The sequence below is a fragment of the Bacillus sp. NPDC093026 genome (assembly GCF_044754665.1).
Lineage (GTDB): Bacteria > Bacillota > Bacilli > Bacillales > Bacillaceae > Bacillus > Bacillus maqinnsis.
Genome location: NZ_JBIVPN010000002.1, coordinates 266469 through 287739, shown reverse-complemented (window position 1 = coordinate 287739; position 21271 = coordinate 266469). Strand labels below are relative to the sequence as shown.

Annotated in this window: 20 protein-coding genes; 3 read left to right on the top strand and 17 right to left on the bottom strand. The window is 40.9% G+C overall.

Going from position 1 to position 21271, the window contains the following annotated elements:
• Positions 1-33: 33 nt before the first annotated feature.
• Together prmC and prfA are read right to left on the bottom strand one after the other, a co-directional pair.
• Positions 34-924, bottom strand: coding sequence for a peptide chain release factor N(5)-glutamine methyltransferase (gene prmC / locus ACIQCE_RS06380; RefSeq protein ID WP_400494059.1), 891 nt, complete (start codon positions 922-924; stop codon positions 34-36).
• Positions 914-1981 carry a peptide chain release factor 1 gene (gene prfA / locus ACIQCE_RS06375; protein WP_400494058.1) on the bottom strand — a complete coding sequence of 356 codons (1068 nt, stop codon included), beginning with the start codon at positions 1979-1981 and terminating at the stop codon, positions 914-916. Before prfA ends, prmC begins: the two co-directional genes overlap by 11 nt.
• Positions 1982-2171: 190 nt before the next feature.
• Between prfA and racA the strand changes: the two genes are divergently transcribed.
• Positions 2172-2720, top strand: a complete 549-nt coding sequence (gene racA / locus ACIQCE_RS06370) for a chromosome-anchoring protein RacA (RefSeq protein ID WP_400494057.1) — start codon at positions 2172-2174, stop codon at positions 2718-2720.
• 36 nt (positions 2721-2756) lie between these two features.
• Here racA and ACIQCE_RS06365 read toward each other — a convergent pair whose 3' ends face one another.
• The 10 genes from ACIQCE_RS06365 to ACIQCE_RS06320 all read right to left on the bottom strand — a co-directional run bounded on the left by ACIQCE_RS06365 (position 2757) and on the right by ACIQCE_RS06320 (position 13135).
• On the bottom strand, positions 2757-3713 hold the full coding sequence (locus ACIQCE_RS06365; RefSeq protein WP_400494056.1) for an AEC family transporter: 957 nt from the start codon (positions 3711-3713) through the stop codon (positions 2757-2759).
• Positions 3714-3802: 89 nt separating this feature from the next.
• The gene (gene malS, locus ACIQCE_RS06360; RefSeq protein WP_400494055.1) at positions 3803-5503 is read right to left on the bottom strand and encodes an oxaloacetate-decarboxylating malate dehydrogenase; all 1701 of its coding nucleotides are present in this window, start codon (positions 5501-5503) and stop codon (positions 3803-3805) included.
• Between the two features lie 276 nt (positions 5504-5779).
• Complete coding sequence (locus tag ACIQCE_RS06355) at positions 5780-6382, bottom strand: thymidine kinase (protein WP_400494054.1); 603 nt, start codon at positions 6380-6382, stop codon at positions 5780-5782.
• 87 nt (positions 6383-6469) lie between these two features.
• On the bottom strand, positions 6470-6670 hold the full coding sequence (gene rpmE / locus ACIQCE_RS06350) for a 50S ribosomal protein L31 (protein WP_003215407.1): 201 nt from the start codon (positions 6668-6670) through the stop codon (positions 6470-6472).
• Between the two features lie 129 nt (positions 6671-6799).
• Positions 6800-8083, bottom strand: coding sequence for a transcription termination factor Rho (gene rho, locus ACIQCE_RS06345; protein ID WP_353856658.1), 1284 nt, complete (start codon positions 8081-8083; stop codon positions 6800-6802).
• 363 nt (positions 8084-8446) lie between these two features.
• Positions 8447-9412, bottom strand: a complete 966-nt coding sequence (gene glpX, locus ACIQCE_RS06340) for a class II fructose-bisphosphatase (RefSeq protein ID WP_353854320.1) — start codon at positions 9410-9412, stop codon at positions 8447-8449.
• Positions 9413-9444: 32 nt separating this feature from the next.
• The gene (locus tag ACIQCE_RS06335) at positions 9445-10734 is read right to left on the bottom strand and encodes a UDP-N-acetylglucosamine 1-carboxyvinyltransferase (RefSeq protein ID WP_400494053.1); all 1290 of its coding nucleotides are present in this window, start codon (positions 10732-10734) and stop codon (positions 9445-9447) included.
• Positions 10735-10982: 248 nt separating this feature from the next.
• Positions 10983-11621: a fructose-6-phosphate aldolase gene (gene fsa / locus ACIQCE_RS06330; protein ID WP_353854318.1), complete on the bottom strand. Its 639-nt coding sequence runs from the start codon at positions 11619-11621 to the stop codon at positions 10983-10985.
• A 111-nt stretch (positions 11622-11732) separates the two neighbouring features.
• The gene (locus ACIQCE_RS06325) at positions 11733-12590 is read right to left on the bottom strand and encodes a class II fructose-bisphosphate aldolase (RefSeq protein ID WP_353854317.1); all 858 of its coding nucleotides are present in this window, start codon (positions 12588-12590) and stop codon (positions 11733-11735) included.
• 170 nt (positions 12591-12760) lie between these two features.
• Positions 12761-13135 carry a response regulator gene (locus ACIQCE_RS06320; protein WP_003214681.1) on the bottom strand — a complete coding sequence of 125 codons (375 nt, stop codon included), beginning with the start codon at positions 13133-13135 and terminating at the stop codon, positions 12761-12763.
• 190 nt (positions 13136-13325) lie between these two features.
• Between ACIQCE_RS06320 and ACIQCE_RS06315 the strand changes: the two genes are divergently transcribed.
• Positions 13326-13856: a DUF2529 domain-containing protein gene (locus ACIQCE_RS06315; RefSeq protein WP_400494052.1), complete on the top strand. Its 531-nt coding sequence runs from the start codon at positions 13326-13328 to the stop codon at positions 13854-13856.
• Positions 13857-13897: 41 nt separating this feature from the next.
• Here the strand turns inward: ACIQCE_RS06315 and pyrG are convergent, their stop codons facing one another.
• Together pyrG and rpoE are read right to left on the bottom strand one after the other, a co-directional pair.
• Positions 13898-15505 carry a glutamine hydrolyzing CTP synthase gene (pyrG, locus tag ACIQCE_RS06310; protein ID WP_400494051.1) on the bottom strand — a complete coding sequence of 536 codons (1608 nt, stop codon included), beginning with the start codon at positions 15503-15505 and terminating at the stop codon, positions 13898-13900.
• A gap of 239 nt (positions 15506-15744) precedes the next feature.
• Positions 15745-16269 carry a DNA-directed RNA polymerase subunit delta gene (rpoE, locus tag ACIQCE_RS06305; RefSeq protein WP_400494050.1) on the bottom strand — a complete coding sequence of 175 codons (525 nt, stop codon included), beginning with the start codon at positions 16267-16269 and terminating at the stop codon, positions 15745-15747.
• Positions 16270-16635: 366 nt separating this feature from the next.
• Here rpoE and ACIQCE_RS06300 point away from each other — a divergent pair, with 366 nt between their 5' ends.
• Complete coding sequence (locus tag ACIQCE_RS06300) at positions 16636-16854, top strand: DUF2798 domain-containing protein (protein WP_483861786.1); 219 nt, start codon at positions 16636-16638, stop codon at positions 16852-16854.
• 1267 nt (positions 16855-18121) lie between these two features.
• Here ACIQCE_RS06300 and ACIQCE_RS06295 read toward each other — a convergent pair.
• From ACIQCE_RS06295 to ACIQCE_RS06285, 3 genes are read right to left on the bottom strand one after another with little or no spacing between them, the layout of a single operon-like run.
• Entirely contained in the window at positions 18122-19264 is a 1143-nt protein-coding gene (locus ACIQCE_RS06295) for an acyl-CoA dehydrogenase (RefSeq protein ID WP_400494048.1), read from the bottom strand.
• A 10-nt stretch (positions 19265-19274) separates the two neighbouring features.
• Positions 19275-20390 carry an acyl-CoA dehydrogenase family protein gene (locus ACIQCE_RS06290; protein WP_400494047.1) on the bottom strand — a complete coding sequence of 372 codons (1116 nt, stop codon included), beginning with the start codon at positions 20388-20390 and terminating at the stop codon, positions 19275-19277.
• Positions 20391-20401: 11 nt separating this feature from the next.
• Positions 20402-21265 carry a 3-hydroxybutyryl-CoA dehydrogenase gene (locus ACIQCE_RS06285; RefSeq protein WP_400494046.1) on the bottom strand — a complete coding sequence of 288 codons (864 nt, stop codon included), beginning with the start codon at positions 21263-21265 and terminating at the stop codon, positions 20402-20404.
• Positions 21266-21271: the final 6 nt, after the last annotated feature.

Genomic DNA, 21271 nt, shown 5'->3' with positions numbered 1-21271 from the left:
AGTTTCATTTTTACATAATAAAATAGTCCGACTTTATTTAGCCGGACTTTCCATTTGAATGTGTGCGCAAACAGCTCGATCCTTTCCGTTGATATCTTGTACGATGCTCACATCTGCAGAAGGGAACGCTTGGACGAGAAGCGCTTGTACATCTCGTGCTTGCGTGTGTCCAATTTCAAATACAACAACAGCTTGCTTGTTTAATACTTTGTGGAGATCTCTGGTCAGACGCTGGTAAAACCACAGCCCGTCACGCCCATCAGTCAGTGCATTCTCTGGTTCATGCTTTGTCACAACATCAGACAGGTTGTCCATTTCTTCTACTGCAATATAGGGCGGATTGGAAATGAACAAATCCACCTTTATTCCTTGAGCAATCACAGGTTCAAGTAAGTCCCCGTGTAAAAAGTGAACATCAGCACCAAGTGCTTGCTGGTTCCGTTTCGCTACCTCAAGCGCATCAAGTGAGATATCCGTCGCTGTCACATTTAGAAACTTATTTTCAAGCGCTAAAGTAATTGCAATGGCACCGCTTCCTGTGCCAACATCAACAACTGACAACTGCTGATCATGCGGAAATACATCATTCAGCATATTCAGTGCACAGAGAACGACTTCTTCCGTTTCAGGACGAGGAATGAGGACATGCTTGTTTACCTCAAAGGGGCGACCATAAAAGTATTCAAAGCCAATTAAATGTTGAACAGGCACCCCAAGTTCGTGCTGTTTGACAAAGTCACTGAACAGACGATCCTGTTCCTCTGGTAGCGGATCATGAAATCGTGCGAGGAGCTCACTTCTACTCAATCCGAGTACATGCATGAGAAGAATTTCAGATGCATTTTGGTCTCTGCCGACTTCTGTTAACAAAGAAGAAGCCCATTTAAGGGCTTCAAAAATCGTTCGTTGATGATTATTTTTCATTTTGAAGCTTTCTTGATTGATCTTCAACAATTAATGCATCAATGACCTCATCAAGTTTACCCTCAAGTATTTGATCAAGCTTCTGAATCGTCAATCCAATTCGGTGGTCTGTTACACGGTTTTGCGGGAAGTTGTATGTACGGATACGCTCTGAACGATCCCCTGTTCCGACAGCAGATTTACGTGTTTGATCATATTCAGCTTGTGCTTCACGCTGGAATTTATCGTAAATTCTAGCACGTAACACTTTCATTGCTTTCTCTTTGTTTTTGATTTGCGATTTCTCATCTTGACAGGAAACAACGACACCTGTTGGAAGGTGAGTTAATCGAACAGCTGACATTGTGGTATTAACACTTTGTCCGCCAGGTCCGCTTGATGCGAACGTATCTACACGAATATCTTTTTCATGAATATCAACTTCTACTTCCTCTGCCTCAGGTAAAACAGCAACTGTTGCAGTCGATGTATGAATACGACCGCCTGATTCTGTTTCAGGAACACGCTGCACGCGGTGTGCGCCATTTTCAAATTTCAATTTGGAATAAGCGCCTTTCCCGTTGATCATGAAGATGATTTCTTTATATCCACCTGTGCCAGTTACACTTGCTTCCATGACTTCGGTTTTCCAGCCTTGCATTTCAGCATATCGACTGTACATACGGTAAAGGTTTCCTGCAAAAAGAGCAGCCTCTTCTCCGCCCGCTGCACCACGAATCTCTACAATAACGTTTTTATCGTCATTTGGGTCTTTCGGGATCAACAAAATTTTCAGCTTGTCTTCCAAACGTTCTGTTTCTGCAGTGAGCTCTGAAATTTCTTCCTTGACCATGTCGCGCATGTCGGCATCCAGCTTCTCTTCTAACATAGCTTTCGCATCACTTAGCTGTTCATACGCCTCACGATATCGTCTATATACCTCAACAGTTTCTTGAATATCAGATTGTTCTTTTGAATATTCTCGAAGCTTCTTAGGGTCGTTCACCACTTCAGGATCACTTAAATATTCATTTAGCTTTTCATAGCGTTCTTCAATTGATTTTAAACGGTCTAACATGGTCTTCACCTCTGTTTTGTGCGTAACAGTCTAATTATAGTATAGCGGGATATGACAGTCAAAAAAATATCAATTTTTCACTAAAAACCACTTTCTTTGGCGAATGGTTACTTGTTTTGTCTAAGGTGAAGGAGCAAGTCCTCTCTCAAGAGAATGATACTTATAATCGAAAAAAGGGAGGGCTTTTGGTTTGAATACAAATGAGGTTGCAAAGGAAATTGGTGTCTCTTCAAAAACGATTCAGCGTTGGGTCAAACAACTCCATATCCCTGTCGCCCGGAACGAACTTGGGCATTATGAATTCTCTGAAGACAATGTGATGCTGCTCAAGCAAGTGAAACAGCAACTAAGTGATGGTGTGCTCCTGCAAGAGATTAGACTACCAATTGATGAAGAGACGGCCCATCAGCTCGCATCTGCCGCAGAATCTAAAATTTATACACAAAGAGTTGAAGCACTAGAACAGCAAGTAAAACAACTGCTTCAACAGCCATCACACGCCAATGCTTTTGAACATCGTTTAAACGAGCTTGAGCGGAAGCTTGCGAAAAAAGCAGATGAGGTTGTCTCTTATCAGCTATTACAGCATCGAAGGGAAATTGAAGATTTAACTGCACGGCTCGAACACCTGACTACTTCACTCAAACAACTATCCAAAGTAAAAGAAGAAAAGGAAACCGCACACTCTGAGATCAAAAAGAAACGTGTTCTTTTCCCTCTCTTTCAATCATTTCGCTAAGAAAGGCTGCCTAAAACAGGCAGCCTTTCTACTTTATTATACGGTCAGAGCAATAATAATTGGTAAGGTAATCAATGACAAGATCGCACTAATTACAAATGCGGATGCAGTTTCTGCTTCCTGTTTTTCAAATCTTGTAGCAATCATGGCCGCAACTGCCGAACCAGGGAAGGCAACAAGTAATACAGCTTTTGTAATTTCATCAGCTGAAAGACCTAGAAGAATGGCGATAAAATACATAAGTATAGGTTGTACAGCTACTTTTAGCAAAGCGATACTAAATGCTGGTAGGCTTAATTTAATCTTACGAATACCAACAGTGACACCAACTGCAAATAGCGCAACCCCTGATGTAACGCTTCCGATTTCTTCTAACATGTCATGTCCAATTTCAGGAAGTTTAAATCCTAGAAGAACAAGAATGATACTTACAAGCGGCGCAAGCGCTAGCGGCTCTGACAAACCGTGCAAAATGGCCTTTGTTGTCATCTTTAAGAAGCTTTCGCCCTCTTTGACTTTACCTTTTGTTTTTTCACCGACAGTTGAAACAATAATCGCAATTGGATCAAGCAATGCATTTACAACTATTCCGGTAATCGCAATAGGAATTGCAACTTCTTGAGCCCCAAATATACTGCCTAAGACCGGGATCCCCATGAATGCAAAGGTCGGTTGAGCTGAGTTTAATGAGAATACAGAAGAATCTGTTAAATCATATTTAAAAACAAACTTTGTAACAAATAGGATAATGACATAAAAACCGAGAATCCCTAAAATGAGTGCAACGAAAAATGGGATTTGACTATAAAATTTATCTTTGGGGGTAGACAGAATGCTGGCGATAAAGTGCGCTGGCAAAGCATACTTTGTCACAAGTGTGCTTACACCTTTTGCAGATTTAACGTCATAGCTGCCGAAGTGCCCTGCGAACCAACCCAGCGCGATAACGAAAAAAATCGGTGCTAGGAGGACCAAAATATTTAAAAAGTCCATCTTACTTTTCCTCCTTAAATCCTCTTTACATGTTTCTTTTGATAGCGGTATTGTTTAGGTATTCTAAACAATACCGCATACTTACCTTATTATGCTCTTACAATTTTTTTATATTCAGGAATCCACATTGCATCTTTTACAGCTTGTTCGATATTATCTGGAGTCTTTCTTGCTACCCCATCTTCGATCGCTGCTTTAGCTACAGCAATCGCTACTTGGATTGAAACTTCTTGCAATTTATCAATACTTGGCAGTAGACCAGCACCCGGATGATCATAATCAACCATTTCCGCAATTGCATTTGCAGAAGCCACAAACATTCCTTTTGTGATGATTTTTGACTCCGTTACGATTGAACCAAGACCAAGACCTGGGAAGACAAACGCATTGTTTGATTGTCCAATTTCATGTTCGATTCCGTTGTATACAACGTTTTCAAATGGGCTACCTGTTGCAACAAGTGCACGTCCGTCTGTCCATTTGAATAGATCCTCTGGCACTGCCTCAGCAAGTGGTGTTGGGTTAGACATTGGCATAATAACAGGACGCTCTGTATGAGCTGCCATTTCTTTGATGATCTCTTCTGTGAAAGCTCCACCTTGACCTGACGTACCGATTAAAATTGTCGGCTTCACTTGGCGAACTGTTTCTGCAAAGGAAATTTGTCCTTTTTCGTCACGTGCCCAGCCATCTACTTCGTCAGATGAACGAAGATATGGTTTTTGGAAATCAAGCACTTCATCTTCAAATTGATCTGTTAATAGTCCTCTGTAATCTAATGTCCAGAATGCATTGTTCGCTTCTTCTTCAGTAAGACCTTCAAGTACCATTTTGTCACGCATTTGATCTGCGATTCCGATACCAGCTGATCCTGCTCCGAAGATCACAATACGGTGATCTTTCAATTGTGTACCAGTTTTCTTGACAGCTGCAAGAACTCCCGCTAAAGTAATGGCACCAGTACCTTGAATATCATCGTTAAATGTTAAGATGTTATCGTTGTATTTTTTCATGATGTTACGTGCATTTTTGTTACCAAGATCTTCCCAGTGTAGTAATGCTTTCGGGAAGAATTTGAGTGCTGTTTTCACATAAGCATCAATGAATTCTTCGTACTTTTCACCTTGTACTCGTTTGTGGTGGTTTCCGATGTATAATGGATCATTCAATAATTTTTCGTTGTTTGTTCCAACATCTAATACGACCGGAATCACACGGCTTGGGTCAATACCTGCTGCTGCAGTGTAAACCGCTAATTTACCGATTGCAATGTTAATACCACCAACACCCCAGTCACCAATTCCTAGAATGCTCTCAGAGTCAGTTGCAACGATAAGGTCGATATCGCCAGCTGTTGCATGTAAGTTTTCAAATGCTTTCTCAATGCCATCAATGTTGTCGATTGAAAGATAGACACCATGAGGTCTTCTGTATTCATGGCTGTATTCTTGAATCGCTTCACCAACAGTTGGTGTGTATACAACAGGCAGCATTTCGCGAAGCTTGTCTGTTAACAGTTTGTAAAACAAGACTTCATTGCGGTTTTGTAAATCGCTTAAGTATACGTTTTGACGAAGACGGTCTGGCTGAGCAAGAAATTGCTTATATGCTCTTTCTGCTTGTTGTTCTAAAGTAAGTACAGTTGGAGGAAGCAAGCCTTCTAGTCCGAGTTCTTGTCTTTCTTCTTCTGAAAAAGCAACACCTTTGTTCAACGTTGGAATTGATAATACATCTTTGCCTGTTAAAGTGGTTTCGAGGTAACCTTCTTTTGTTTTCTTCACGTTGTTCATCAAAACTACCCTCTTTCTAAAATATAAATAAGGTTAACTATTAATCCAAAGAACGATTAAGGAGAAAAATCCTTCATCAAAAAAATTATGACAAGAAATCGAACTTTCGTTTAAATGCTTTACACTACAGTTAGTCATTTTATGCCTGCTTATGTTAAAACGCAAGCTTTGAAAATTAGATAATTTTTTCATAGCGTTATTTAACTTATTTAAGTAAAAATGATGGGTGTTAAGTCAAAAACACGAAAAACAAAACACAGCGGCATTTGCTATTTTTTAATTGTCAAGTGTTGTACCAACATCAAGTCTTGGTACTTCATGGTGATGTCTGCATCGTGCTTCATATGATTCCTCCGCACCTACTAAAATGATGGGATCATCATAGGATGCGGGTTTACCGTCGATCAAGCGTTGTGTTCTACTCGCTGGGGAGCCGCATACCGAACAAACTGCTTGAAGTTTTGTCACAAGCTCTGCACATGCCATTAAATGCGGAACAACACCAAATGGCTCTCCTCTGAAGTCTTGATCGAGGCCTGCAACAATGACTCGGTAGCCTTTATCAGCCAATTGAGTGACAATGTCAATGATTGTCTCATCAAAAAATTGCACCTCATCTATGCCAATGACATCGGTTTTTTCTGATATGTGCGTTATGATGTCTTTTGGTGAGGCAACTGCAATTGCATCTACTGAAGAACCGTTATGTGACACAACGGAACTTGTGCTATATCGGTTATCAATCATTGGTTTGAATATTTTAACTTCTTGTTTGGCAAAGACGGCTCTTTTAGCTCTCCGAATCAATTCCTCCGACTTTCCAGAAAACATACTACCACAGATGACTTCAAGCCAACCGCTTTGTTTCATCACATACATAAGGTCTTCTCCCCCATTATAAAATTCCATCAATCCACGTAAAAAAACAGGCAAGAACGGATTCCTGCCTGTTTATTGTATCTATTATTACTTAAGACCGTATTTTTTATTAAAGCGGTCAACACGTCCATCAGCAGAAGCGAATTTTTGACGGCCTGTATAGAAAGGATGGCACTCAGAGCAAATCTCGATGCGTACCTCTTCTTTTACTGATCCAGTTTCAAACTCATTTCCACAAGCGCATTTGACTGTAGCTTTTTTGTAGTTAGGATGAATTCCTGTTTTCATCTACTGTCATCTCCTTCCGCCCTGAATCCAATTCGGAAACAGAGTTATTATCTCAGAATAAATCTGAAACGCACATGATAAAATTATAACAGTGTGAGTCTATGATTGCAAATGGTTTTTTTCAAGAATCTATCTTCTAGTTGCAGACATATTTGCTTGTTTCCATTCTTGCGTTAAGATATCAAAAAATTCTTGGTTTGTCTTCGTTTTTTTCATTTTACGCATGAATTTTTCAACGAAGTCAGGTGTATCAGACATTGATTTTCTCATGGCCCATAGACGATCAAGATGCTCTTTTGGAACAAGCAGCTCTTCTTTTCTTGTACCAGAACGGCGAATATCAATGGCCGGGAAAATTCTTCTTTCTGCAAGAGAGCGGTCCAGATGGAGTTCCATGTTCCCCGTTCCTTTAAACTCCTCATAGATCACATCATCCATACGTGATCCTGTTTCAACAAGTGCTGTTGCCAAAATGGTCAAGCTTCCGCCTTCCTCGATGTTACGCGCGGCTCCAAAGAAACGTTTTGGACGATGGAAAGCAGCCGGATCAATCCCGCCAGAAAGCGTTCTTCCGCTTGGTGGAATGACAAGGTTGTATGCACGAGCGAGCCTTGTAATGCTGTCCATTAAAATAATGACGTCTTTTTTATGCTCAACAAGACGCATCGCACGCTCTAATACAAGCTCTGCTACTTTAATGTGGTTTTCCGGTACTTCGTCAAAGGTTGAGCTAACAACATCCCCTGCAACAGAACGTTCGATATCTGTTACTTCCTCAGGGCGTTCGTCAATTAGAAGGACAATCAATTCTGCCTCAGGGTGATTTTCTGAAATGCTGTTTGCAATTTCTTTAAGCAAAATGGTTTTCCCTGCCTTCGGCGGCGCCACGATTAACCCGCGCTGTCCAAACCCAACCGGCGCCATCATATCCATAATTCTAGTGGACAGGTGATTAGGCTGTGTTTCAAGAACCATTTGGCGATCTGGGAATAGCGGTGTGAGTGCAGGAAAGTGAACACGTTCCTTAGCTGATTCTGGGTCGTCCCCATTTACCGCTTCAACATGAAGAAGTCCATAGTAGCGTTCATTCTCTTTTGGAGGGCGTACCTTTCCAGAAACCTTATCTCCATTTCGCAAATCAAAGCGTCTGATTTGTGAAGCAGAAATATAAATATCTTCAGAACTTGGGGAGTAGTTAATCGGTCTTAAAAAGCCAAACCCTTCAGACTGAATAATTTCAAGAACCCCTTCCATAAATAAGAGATCCTCTTGTTCGGCATTTGCCTTTAAAATGGCAAATATCAATTCTTTTTTTGTTAGTTTGCTGTAATAAGAGATTTTATACCGTTTTGCTAGCTCATACAGCTCTTTTAATTTCATATTTTCCAAAGATGAAATCGACACATCTTTCAAAATGGACACCACACTTTTCTAGTCAATGTATTTCTTTACAAAATCCATGAACATTGTATTTGATTAGCCTTTTTAATTCCGCTTTTTGTTGGAATGACCTCGCTCTTATGGTAACGCTCCCACTCGTTATATCGTGAAGATAGGAACAATGTGAAATAGAGCTTTGTCAACATAGAGAAGGGTAATGAGTATATCTCATGATGCGGCAGTATTTAAACTTGTTGAAGCTTAAAAGAAGTAAATTCGCAGAAAATTTCGCAGCACTCTTTAGTTTTACCTCATTTGCAGAGAATATTCAACTTTAAAAGGAAAATGATATTTATTTGACACCTATAGAAAAGCGGGTAATGATACCCCGCTTTCTTACGGACGAATGACAAGATTCGGTTTTTTCTTTAAGCTGTGTCTACCATCTACGAATCGAACAGTACCCGATTTCGCACGCATGACAACACTGTGCGTTGTTCCAACAGACCCTTTAAATTGTACACCTTTTAATAACTCGCCATCTGTCACACCGGTAGCTGCAAAAATGGCGTCATCCCCTTTTACGAGATCTTCCATTCGTAAGACTTTTCCAACATCTAGACCCATTTTCTCACAGCGTCTCATCTCTTCTTCACTTTGAGGAAGAAGCTTACCATGAATTTCACCACCAAGTGCCTTTAATGCAACAGCAGAAAGGACACCCTCTGGCGCTCCACCTGAACCAAATAGAATATCAACACCTGTATGATCAAATGCTGTATTAATAGCTCCTGCAACGTCACCATCGTCGATCAGTTTAATTCTTGCTCCTGCTTCTCTCAGCTCTGCAATAATTTTCTCGTGTCGATCTCTGTTTAGAATCGTTGCAACAACATCTTCAATATCTTTGTTTTTCGCTTTTGCAACAGCGCGAAGATTATCAATGACAGGTGCTTCAATATCGATACAGCCTACCGCTTCTGGACCAACTGCGATTTTATCCATGTACATATCAGGTGCATTCAGCAAGTTGCCATGATCAGCAACAGCGATAACAGCTAATGCATTCCAGCCGCCGCTTGCCACAATATTTGTTCCTTCCAGTGGGTCAACTGCTACGTCAACGCGAGGTCCATATCCGTTCCCAAGCTTTTCCCCGATATAAAGCATTGGTGCTTCGTCCATTTCTCCCTCGCCGATGACGACTGTTCCCTTCATTGGAATTGTGTCAAATACATCACGCATCGCACTAGTTGCAGCGTCATCCGCTTCGTCTTTCTTCCCTCTTCCCATCCAGCGGGCAGATTTCAACGCGGCTGCTTCTGTCACCCGTACTAGTTCCATTGATAAGCTTCTTTCCATTTTTGTCCAAATCTCCTCTCACAGTCAAAGCCTTATGAATTTTGAAGTTCTTCTATTTCTCGGTCATTCAGCTTTTCACGCCAGATGGTTGCACCCAAGCCTTCAAGCTTCTCCTCAAGCATACTATATCCTCTGTCAATATGTTCAAGCCCTGTGATTTCAGTCACTCCGTCTGCCATTAATCCTGCAACCACTAGACAAGCACCCGCTCTCAAATCACTCGCTTTTACTTTTGCACCTTGAAGCTGTGTTTGTCCTGTGATAATGGCAGATCTCCCCTCAACTTTCATGTTTGCACCCATTCGGCGCAATTCGTCAATGTGCTTAAAACGGGCAGAGTAGATCGTATCTGTGACCACACTTGTGCCTTTCGCTTTTGTTAACAGTGCAGTCATCGGCTGTTGGAGGTCAGTCGGAAAGCCTGGGTACACAAGGGTTTTGATATCGACAGGCTTGAGTCCTTCATTTTTCCCAACAATCAGCATCTGATCGTTGCTCGTTTCAATTGTGAACCCCATCTCTCTAAGTTTCGCCGTAATTGATTCTAAATGAGTTGGTATGACATTATCAAGTACAACTTCATCCCCCATCGCAGCACCAGCAATTAAAAATGTACCTGCTTCAATGCGGTCAGGGATGATTGAATGTTTGCAGCCGTGTAGAGATTCTACACCCTCAATACGAATGACATCTGTACCCGCCCCTTTGATTTTTGCTCCCATGCTTGCAAGTAGTGTTGCCACATCAATGATTTCAGGCTCCTTTGCGGCATTTTCTATGACTGTTTTTCCTTCAGCCAGCACGGCAGCAAGCATAATATTGATGGTCGCACCTACACTGACAACATCAAGATAAATGCGGGCTCCGACTAATTTTTCGGCACGTAAATAAATTGCACCCTGCTCATTTGTCACTTCTGCCCCAAGTGCTTCAAAGCCTTTGATATGCTGATCAATCGGCCTAGGTCCTAGATGACATCCTCCTGGCAAACCAATGACAGCTTGTTTGAACCTGCCAAGCATAGCACCCATTAAATAATAGGACGCACGCAGTTTTTTCACTTTCCCATTAGGAAGCGGCATGCTAATCATATTTGCAGGATTGACAACCATTTCCCCCTTTTCAAATATGACCTTCCCACCGATTTCTTCTAAAAGATCTCTTAATGTGTAAATATCTGAAATGTGCGGAAGGCCCTCAATTGTGACTGGGGAATCAGCGAGAATCGTGGCAGGAATCAGTGCAACAGCACTATTTTTTGCACCACTAATATGTACGGTCCCGCGAAGGGGATCACCGCCGGCAATGTTTAACTTTTCCATATTTATCTCCCTTCTTAAAGAAGATCACTGTTGGAGTTATACTGATTGTGGATGTCGCGCTTAAAAAGGTCTTGTCCAAAATTTAGCCAATATCTAGAGAAAGAATACAGGTTAAACGAAATTTGTCGGAAGAAAAATAATCGAAGCTTTGCGAGGCTGTGATGTTCTCTTCTTTGCACAAAACATTTCTTAGCGTTTTCGCAAGAAACTGCGGCAAACGGAAAACTTTTTCCGCCTGCCACAATCACTTATTTATTCCAATCTGCTAAAAATTGTTCAATGCCTGCATCCGTTAACGGGTGTTTTGTCAGTTGCTTAATGACTTTCAGTGGCATTGTACCGATATGAGCACCTCTTAAAGCGGCTTCTGTCACATGCTGTGGGTGACGAATGGATGCAGCAATAATTTGTGTATCTAATCCATGAACATCAAAGATGGTTTTCACTTCGCTAATGAGATCAAGACCATTGTGACCAATGTCATCTAAACGACCAAGGAATGGAGAAACGTATGTCGCACCAGCTCTAGCTGCAAGCAATGCCTGATTCGCATTAAAGATCAAGGTAACGTTCGTTTTAATGCCAAGATCCGTTAAGGCTTTGACTGCCTTAAGACCGTCCGTTGTCATTGGAATTTTGACTGTAATGTTTGGGGCAATGGCAGCAAGCTCTTTACCTTCTTCAATCATTTCCTCTGCTTTTAAGGAAATGACTTCAGCGCTGACAGAACCTGAAACCACATCAGTGATTTCACGGAGACGATCATGGAATGAGACGCCCTTTTCTTTCGCTACTAAACTAGGGTTTGTTGTTACACCTGCTAAAATACCAAGTTCATGTGCCTCTTTGATATCTGCAATATTAGCTGTGTCTACGAAAAATAACATAACAGTGCCACTCTCCTATCAATAAATTGTCTGAAATGTAAATTTGTTTGCGCTTTCTCAAGATATGGAGAAAACCGCCTGTGACTCAGGCGGCTCTCGGTTCTCATCAAATTATGCTTGGTTAGAAGAACCAAATTCGCGCATTTTGCCGATAACAGTCGCTTTAATTGCGTCACGAGCTGGTCCAAGATATTTACGTGGATCATACTCTTCTGTTTTTGCAGCAAGTGTTTCGCGAACTGCTTTTGCAGAAGCAATTTGGTTTTCAGTGTTGACATTGATTTTTGCTGTACCAAGTGAGATTGCACGCTTGATATCAGCAGTTGGGATGCCTGTTCCGCCATGAAGAACAAGCGGAAGACCAGTTGTTTTTCCAATTTCTTCCATTTCAGCGAAACCAAGGTTTGGTTCACCTTTGTATGGACCATGCACAGAGCCTAGTGCAGGCGCAAGGCAGTCAATGCCAGTACGTTCTACAAGCTCTTGGCATTCTTTTGGATCAGCATAAATAACACCATCAGCAATGACGTCGTCTTCTTGTCCGCCAACAGTTCCAAGCTCAGCTTCTACAGATACACCGTGGATATGTGCAAGTTCTACTACTTTTGCAGTTATTTCCACATTCTCTTCAAATGGATGGTGTGAAGCATCAATCATTACAGAAGTAAATCCTGCATGGATCGCTTTCGCACAAGATTCAAAGCTTGAACCGTGATCTAAATGAATCGCAACAGGAACTGTTACATTATATTCTTCAATTAACGCTTTCACCATAGCGACAACTGTTTTGAAGCCACCCATGTAGCGTCCTGCTCCTTCTGATACTCCTAAGATGACTGGAGACTTCTCAGCTTCAGCAGCTTGTAAAATCGCTTGCGTAAATTCTAAGTTATTTAAGTTAAACTGTCCGACAGCATAACCTTTTTCTTTTGCATCTTTCAACATTTCTGTCATTGAAACTAAAGGCATGATGAAAAATCCTCCCTATGTAGCTAATTTGCTTACTAAAAAAAGCTCTCCACCCTAGCATGACCAGAATTTCTCGTCATATGTACACTTAGATCGCTTTCTTCTTCTTATCTAGAATACCAATTATTCGACAAATCGGCAACAGAATGAATCGATTCAATCATTTCCATTTAACCATTTGTTTCAAGCGGCAAATATTCTTTTACAGCATCTCTGATTTCATCAATATCAAATGGCTTTGCAAAATGAGTAAGTGCGCCAAGTTCTTTTGACTCTTGGATCATGTCCAGTTCACCATACGCTGTCATAATGATGACGCGAATATCTTCATCAATTAATTTCATGCGTTTTAAAATCTCAATTCCATCCATTCCGGGAATTTTCATATCAAGCAGGACGAGGTTCGGTCTATGGTTTTTCACAATATCTAACGCCTGAAGTCCATTCGCTGCTTGGAAAGTTTGATAGCCTTCTTTATGAAACACTTCATTCAGCAATATTCTAATACCGTACTGATCGTCGACAATTAAAATTTTCTCATTCATCCGTTACACCCCATTGCTTTCATTTTTCGTCATAAAAAGAGCAGTTGTTAAATAATTCTGTTTGATTTTCACATTTCCTTTATTTATAATAGTTTACTTTACGACATTTTCTGAGATTTTCTGAGCATTTTTCCTAACATTCTCTTGAGATTCTATTATAAAATGATCTGACCGAAGGAGGAAATGAGTCTTGTTAAAAATTTTTACAACCCAGTTATCGGGTATTTTTTCACGTATTGGAGAAAAGGAAGCAGAATCTATTGAAGACGGTGCACGCCTTCTTGCCCAGGCCGTGGTGAGTGGACATTCTGTTTATTTTTACGGTAAGCACGAACTAGCAGCTGTGGCCATAGAAGCATCCGAAAGCAAGGAACCATTTCCGAGCTGCAACGTGCTTCCGCATGATCAAAAAGAACGTGCCTCACTCCATGCAGGTGACAGGGTGCTACTTTTTTATTCCGATCCAGAAGACGAGGAAATTAAATCACTTGTCAAAGAGCTTTATGCACAAGGTACACCGATTGTAGGTGTGGGACCAGCACAAACAGAACCGTCAACGATTGAGGAACATTGTGATGTCCACATTGATTTCCAGCTCAAAAAACCACTTGTACCTGCTGAAGATGGAACACGGTTCGGTTATCCTGCTTTGATGACATGCTTATACGTGTACCACGCACTTTCTTTTACTGTCAAAGAAATCATAGAAGAATACGAATAAAAAAACTGCCGAGAACATGATCATCTCGGCAGTTTTTTGTTTTATTTTGATTCGGCTGCTTGCAGTGAAGCACCTACGAAGTCTCTAAATAACGGCTGTGGTCTTGTTGGTCTTGAAGTGAATTCTGGGTGGAACTGAGAGGCAAGGAACCACGGATGATCCTTTAGCTCGATAATTTCAACAAGGCGTCCGTCTGGGCTTGTACCAGAGAAAACAAATCCTGCTGCTTCCATTTGTTGTCTGTATTCGTTGTTGAATTCATAGCGGTGACGGTGACGTTCGTATACCACTTCATCATTGTACGCAGCAAATGCTTTTGTCTCTTCACTTAATTTACAAGGGTATAGTCCAAGACGAAGTGTTCCGCCGAGATCTTCTACATCCTTTTGTTCTGGAAGAAGGTCGATAATTGGGAACTTCGTTTCTGGATCAATTTCCGCTGAATGTGCTCCCTCAAAACCTAACACATTTCTTGCATATTCGATAGACGCGACTTGCATACCCAAGCAAATACCGAAGAACGGCACTTTGTTTTCACGAGCATATTGTGTCGCAATGATTTTCCCTTCAACTCCGCGATCTCCGAAGCCACCAGGTACGATAATACCGTCTACATCATGTGCTAAATCAGCTATATTATCTGCTGTTACTTCTTCTGCATTAATCCATTTGATGTGGACATCGGCATCAAACGCATAACCTGCATGACGAAGTGATTCTACGACAGAGATATACGCATCCTGCAATTCAACATACTTTCCGACAAGGCCAATTGTTACTTGTTTTGAAAGGTTCTGTACTTTGTCTACAAGTGCCTTCCACTCATTCATGTCCGCATCTTTGCAATCGAGCTTCATGTACTCACATACAAGCTTGTCCAATCCCTGCTTTTGCAAATCAAGCGGAATGGAATAGAGTGTATCTGCATCCTGACATTCAATGACAGCTTTTGTATCAATGTCACAAAATAGTGCAATTTTATCCTTCATATCTTGTGTCATTGGCATTTCTGTTCTCACAACAATGACGTTTGGCTGAATACCAAGACTGCGCAATTCTTTTACACTGTGCTGTGTCGGCTTTGTTTTGAGCTCACCTGCTGCACGGATATAAGGGACAAGGGTACAGTGAATATACATTACATTTTCACGACCGATATCACTCTTCATCTGACGAATCGCTTCAAGGAATGGTAGAGATTCAATATCTCCAACTGTACCACCGATCTCTGTAATCACGACATCTGCACCGGTTTCTTTACCTGCACGGTATACACGGTCTTTGATTTCATTTGTAATGTGGGGAATCACCTGAACCGTACCGCCTAAATAGTCACCGCGGCGCTCTTTCTTCAGAACAGTTGAATAGATTTTACCAGTCGTCACGTTGCTGTACTTATTTAAGTTAATATCAATAAAACGCTCGTAGTGACCTAAGTCAAGGTCGGTTTCAGCACCATCATCTGTGACAAAAACCTCTCCGTGCTGGTATGGACTCATTGTCCCTGGGTCTACATTTATATAAGGATCGAATTTTTGAATGGTCACATCCAGCCCTCTGTTTTTCAAAAGGCGACCTAATGATGCAGCCGTGATCCCTTTTCCAAGTGAGGAAACAACTCCTCCTGTTACAAAAATATACTTTGTCATTTCGTATACTCCTCTCTTTTTTACCCTTGCATGACTAGACATGCACAGCTTCATCCAATTAAATTGTATCCCTAACTTTTTTGAAAAATAAGAAAGCTCCCTTTCAAATAAATGAAAGGGAGCGTAAATGAACGTATCTTGACGTACTCTTTTTTTAGAGAGCCCAAAATACATACTACATAGTTCGCTCTCGAAAGTCAAGATGGTTTTGTCCAGTTGTGACGGTCGGTTTATGAGGTTTATTTCTCTTCCTCTTCGTCCTCTAAATTATCTTCGTCAATTTCAGTTAGGTCGTCATCATCTTCATCGTCGTCGAATTCATCTAGCTCTTCATCGATTTCTTCATCATCTAAATCTAGATCATCGTCGTCATCAAGAAGGTCAATATCTTCTTCAAGCTCATCGATTTCTTCTTCTAAATCATCAAAGTCTTCTTCAATGACTGCAGCTTTTACTTTTTTCTTTTTCGCTTTTGTTTTAACGGCTGGCTGAACTTCTTCTTCGATTTGATCAACTGGATACCAGCTACGAAGTCCCCATCTCTGATCACCAAGCGAAATGAAACGACCATCTATATTTAAGTCTGTATAAAATTGGGCAAGTCGATCATTGAGATCAGATTTTTGTATCCCTTGCAAACGAACCATTTCATCTATTAACTCTGTAAACGTAATCGGTGTTTTACTGTCTCTGAAAATTTCATAAGCAAGTTCAACTAAAGACATTTGTTTGAGCTGTTCCTGTGAGTATTCTTTCAAACTCAAGGTCAGACACTCCCTTTCTATTACATGTATGTATCCATTTATCAGTGAAATAATAAGTATTTATACCTTATTCTGACGACAAACCATACCTCTCATTATAAACAAATGAGGGGAGTTTATGCCACCTTTATCGTAGTTAAATTTTGATTTTTTCTCATGAGGAGCCTCCAGAGGATAATCATGTGCACAGAATTGGACTGGTTCTCGTATGCCTTACACTTTATGTGTGCTTTTTTATCTTCCGTTTTGATAGCATAAAAGCTATTTCTCCTTCTTTAAAAAGGGAACTAAAATGTTCACTTACTACCGTTTGATACAAAAATCTATAATGAGTAGACTAATTTTTAGAGGTTGATCGAATTGACAATGACAAAAATAGAAGATTTACAATTTGGTGTATTGATGTGTTTTTGTATGTTTTCAGTGATGTTCTTTTACAATCTATTTCTAAATGGTCAGTATGGACATATGACGTGGTTAGAAAGGTTCCTCAGCTATGTGCTCGGTTTTGTCACCGCTTTGTTGATTAAAATGTACATTGTTGGCCCTTCAGCAAAAAAACAGCCAGCCGCTTTGCACCGTTAGGCAAGAAAATCTATTTTATTCTCACCCTTTCCCTCTGCATCATATTTGGGATGGGATCGCTTACCCGTTAGGTCTTTTTCACATGGATGAAACCGAAACAGCCCGCGACAATCTAGGCGAATGGATATAATGTCTGTACATGACAATAAGCACCTGGTCGGCTATCGAGCGGACGAAGTAAATGTCTGTTTTTTTCATAATGCTTTATAAAAAGGTACACGTAAACGGGTTTATGTCTACGTGTACCCTCATTGAAAAAACTTGATATTTAGCCATTATTCTTTGATGCACCTTGACTTCATTTTGTACTAATACAGTTACCTCTTTTTAGCAAGCTTTGTTTATTTTGAATAATCAACGATCAAACTTATTTCTTCACTTGCAAGTTAGTGCTCTAATTATCATTCATCACAATATAGTGACTATTTCTTTAACTAAGGAAATTAAAGCATCAATTATAAATGGTGCAGCAAAGAGAATTGATGCTTTCCATTGCTTACAAAAACTAGCATATGACATAGTAAATAAGGCTTTATTTTTTTGAATTAATGTTGCAAATAATTGTTTTTGACTGTTCTAGTATTAGTATCCATCATTTTTATAAATCCATTCTCTTCTAGGATGAGGCTAATCACTAACACTTCTGCTAAATCCAAGATAATTTCATTTCTTTTCGGCACAACTTACTTCTCAAGCATTGTGCTTTGCTTTAAGTATTTGACGTCTAAGAAATTATTACCAATTTTTACATATACTAAATAATATTTTCTAAAAATCAGATGAAAAAAACCTCTTTTATGCTTTATTTTAAAGCTAGATATTCTGAAGTAATGAGATTACTACAGCTATGGTCAATAAAGTTCCTGCGGACATTAATACGATTAATTTTCTACGGCTTTTTTCTTTATCGTCCTTCTTTGAAGATTTCGAAAGTTCTGCGGAAACCATAATCCATATAACCATAGTTACTATTGCTAAGATGGAAGTAGTTGTGGTCATAATAACCTCCCATATTTATATTTCTTCCAATTTTAACATACAGTATAATATGGATCATTACTGGAAATGATCTTAAATTAAGGAAAATCTGACTATTACCTTGTATGCTGGTTCAACTATATCATCAATGAGATACTTTAGTAGGTCTGTTGTGGGTTATGTGTATCCATCATTACTACATATGGGTTGCCAGTTCGATTTGCATCACAAAGCTTAATATTCCAGTATGAAGTAAAGATTTTACGTTCAGGTGGTCTGTGCTCATTTTCTAAATATCTAGCAGTTTCCTTGAGATGACAAGCCGCTGTATTTCCTGCGTTCCTTCATAGATTTGCGTGATTTTCGCATCACGCATGTAGCGTTCAACTGGATAATCCTTTGTATAGCCGTACCCGCCAAAGATCTGAACCGCTTCTGTTGTCACCTTCATGGCTGTATCACCAGCAAAGAGTTTGGACATGGCTGATTCCTTTCCATAAGGAAGGCCATTTGATTCAAGCCACGCCGCCTGATATGTGAGCAACCTTGCAGCCTCAATGGCTGTAGCCATATCTGCTAACTTGAAAGCAATACCTTGCAACTGAATGATTGGCTTTCCAAATTGTCGGCGCTCTTTTGCATAGGTAACCGCTGCATCGAGTGCACCTTGAGCAATCCCGACAGCCTGTGCAGAAATTCCATTTCTTCCACCGTCCAGCGTCATCATTGCGATTTTGAAGCCTTCCCCTTCTTGACCGAGGCGATTCTCTTCATGAAGACGACAATCTTCAAAAACAATCTCAGTCGTTGGAGAGGAACGTATACCAAGTTTACTTTCCTTTTTGCCAACGGAAAAACCTGGCGTCTCTTTTTCTACAATAAAGGCAGTGATATTCCGAGAGTTTGCCTCTGGGTCTGTCACTGCAAACACAATATAAAAATCTGCAATCCCACCATTTGTAATAAATATCTTCGCACCGTTTAATACGTATTCGTCTCCTACTTTCATCGCTGTTGTCTTCATACCGCCAGCATCTGATCCGGAACCACTTTCAGTCAGTGCATATGCCCCTACCTTTTGCCCCTCTGCCAGCGGCTTTAAGTACTTCTCCTTTTGCTCATCTGTTCCAAATGAATAGATGGGCCACGAGGCAAGTGATGTGTGTGCGGACAGTGTTACACCAGTGGAGGCGCATACCCTTGAGAGCTCCTCAATAGCAATCACATATGCCAAATAATCACTACCAATACCGCCAACTTCCTCTGGCCAAGGAATCCCTGTTAATCCAAGCTCCGCCATCTTACGAAAAATGGTTGGATCGTAAGTTTCTGTCTCGTCTCGCTCTGCTGCTGTTGGCTCCACTTCATTTATTGCAAAGTCTCTCACCATTTTTTGTATCATTTCATGTTCATCGCTTAATTGGAACTGCATTCGTGGCACCTCATTTCATTAGCTGTTTACAAATGACTAACCTTTGAATTTCACTTGTCCCTTCATATATTTCACAAATCTTCGCATCACGAAAATAACGTTCTGCCTTGTATCTGTTTGTATAACCCGCCATGCCAAGCAAATGGATGGCCTCTGTACTGATCTCGACCGCCGCTTTGGAGGCAAATAATTTTGCCATCGATGCCTCCTTTGTGACCGGTCGATTCGCTTGTTTATAAGATGCGGCCTGATAGACAAGCAGCTTAGCCGCTTCCCATTTAGCCGCCATATCGCCAAGGCGAATGGTCGTCTCAATCCCGGCTGGATGCTGCTTTAGATAAGATACTGCCTCGGTCAATGCTGCTTCTGCAATGCCAAGACTTTGTGCTGCGATGCCGATTCTCCCCGCATTTAAGCTCGACATGGCAATTTGAAAGCCTTCTCCCTCAACGCCGAGCAACTGCTCCTTCGGGATGCGAACCCCATCAAAATGAAGCGTCACTGTTTTTGATCCATGAAGTCCCATCTTTTTCTCATCTTTTCCAACAGTAAACCCTGGCGTGCCTTTCTCGACAATGAAAGCCGATATATTCTTTTTAGTCGAAGAGGGGTCCGTCACTGCAAACACAAGGTACACATCTGCTTCTCCTCCACTTGTGATAAAAATTTTCGTCCCATTTAACACATAATGTTCGTCTGATCGCTCTGCCCTTAGCTGAATACTTGAAGCATCTGACCCAGCCGTAGGCTCTGTCAGACAGAATGCACCCAGCTTCTGCCCAGTAGCAAGCAACGGAACATATGACTCTTTTTGCCGGCTCGTGCCAAATGCTAAAATGGGCATTGTCACAACGGATGTATGAACTGAAACGATGACACCAATGGCCGCATTCACTTTAGACAGTTCGTGAATGGCAATAATATAGGTTGTAAAATCTGCTCCTAATCCATGATATGCGGAAGGGATTGGAATACCTAGGAAACCTTGCTTACTCATATCAGTTAAAAGTTTTCTAGGAAATCGGCCTTTTTCCATGTTCTCTATTTCAGGGAATACATATTGATGTGCAAACTCCGCTACTTGTTCTCTCCAAAGACGCTGTTTTTCTGTTAGTAAAACATCCATCTTGACTCCCCCTATGAGAGATCGTGGTATGTGTAAAAACCTCTCTTTGTCTTTTTGCCAAGCCAGCCCGCATTCACATATTTTTTAAGGAGTGGGCAAGGTCGATATTTACTATCCCCTAGCCCCTCGTGAAGAGTATTCATAATAAATAAACATGTATCAAGCCCGATTAAATCGGCGAGACGAAGCGGACCCATTGGATGATTCATGCCAAGTGTCATGATGCCATCAATACTTTCTGCATCTGCCACCCCTTCATAAAGGGCGTAAATGGCTTCATTAATCATCGGCATCAAAATACGATTTGAAATAAAACCCGGAAAGTCTTCTACTTCAATCGGTGTTTTGTCTAGTTTTTTGGCTGTTTCACAAACGATCTGATAGGTTTGATCATTTGTTTGCAACGCTCGGATCACCTCAACAAGCTTCATGACAGGGACAGGATTCATAAAGTGCATGCCAATGACTTGCTCTGGTCTTTTTGTGACTGCTGCTAATTCTGTGATCGACAAGGAAGAGGTATTGGTCGCAAATATCGCCTGATCCTCTGCATATTGATCAAGGGTTTCGAAAATTTGTTTTTTTACGATCATTTGCTCTGACGCAGCTTCAATCACCATATGAGCCTGCTTCACATCCTTTAAATCTGTGGAGACCGCAAGCCGTTGCGTGATATCACGGACTGCTTGATGTGCAACTTTTCCTTTTTCCGCCCGCTTCGTCAGTTGTTTGGTCATGGAAGAAATGGCTCTATGGACCTGTTCTTCTGCTACATCATGGAGCAGGACGGTATAACCAGACTGTGCAAATACTTGTGCAATCCCTGTTCCCATTTGACCAGCACCGACGACCATGACGGTCTCTTCTGTACTCATGATCAT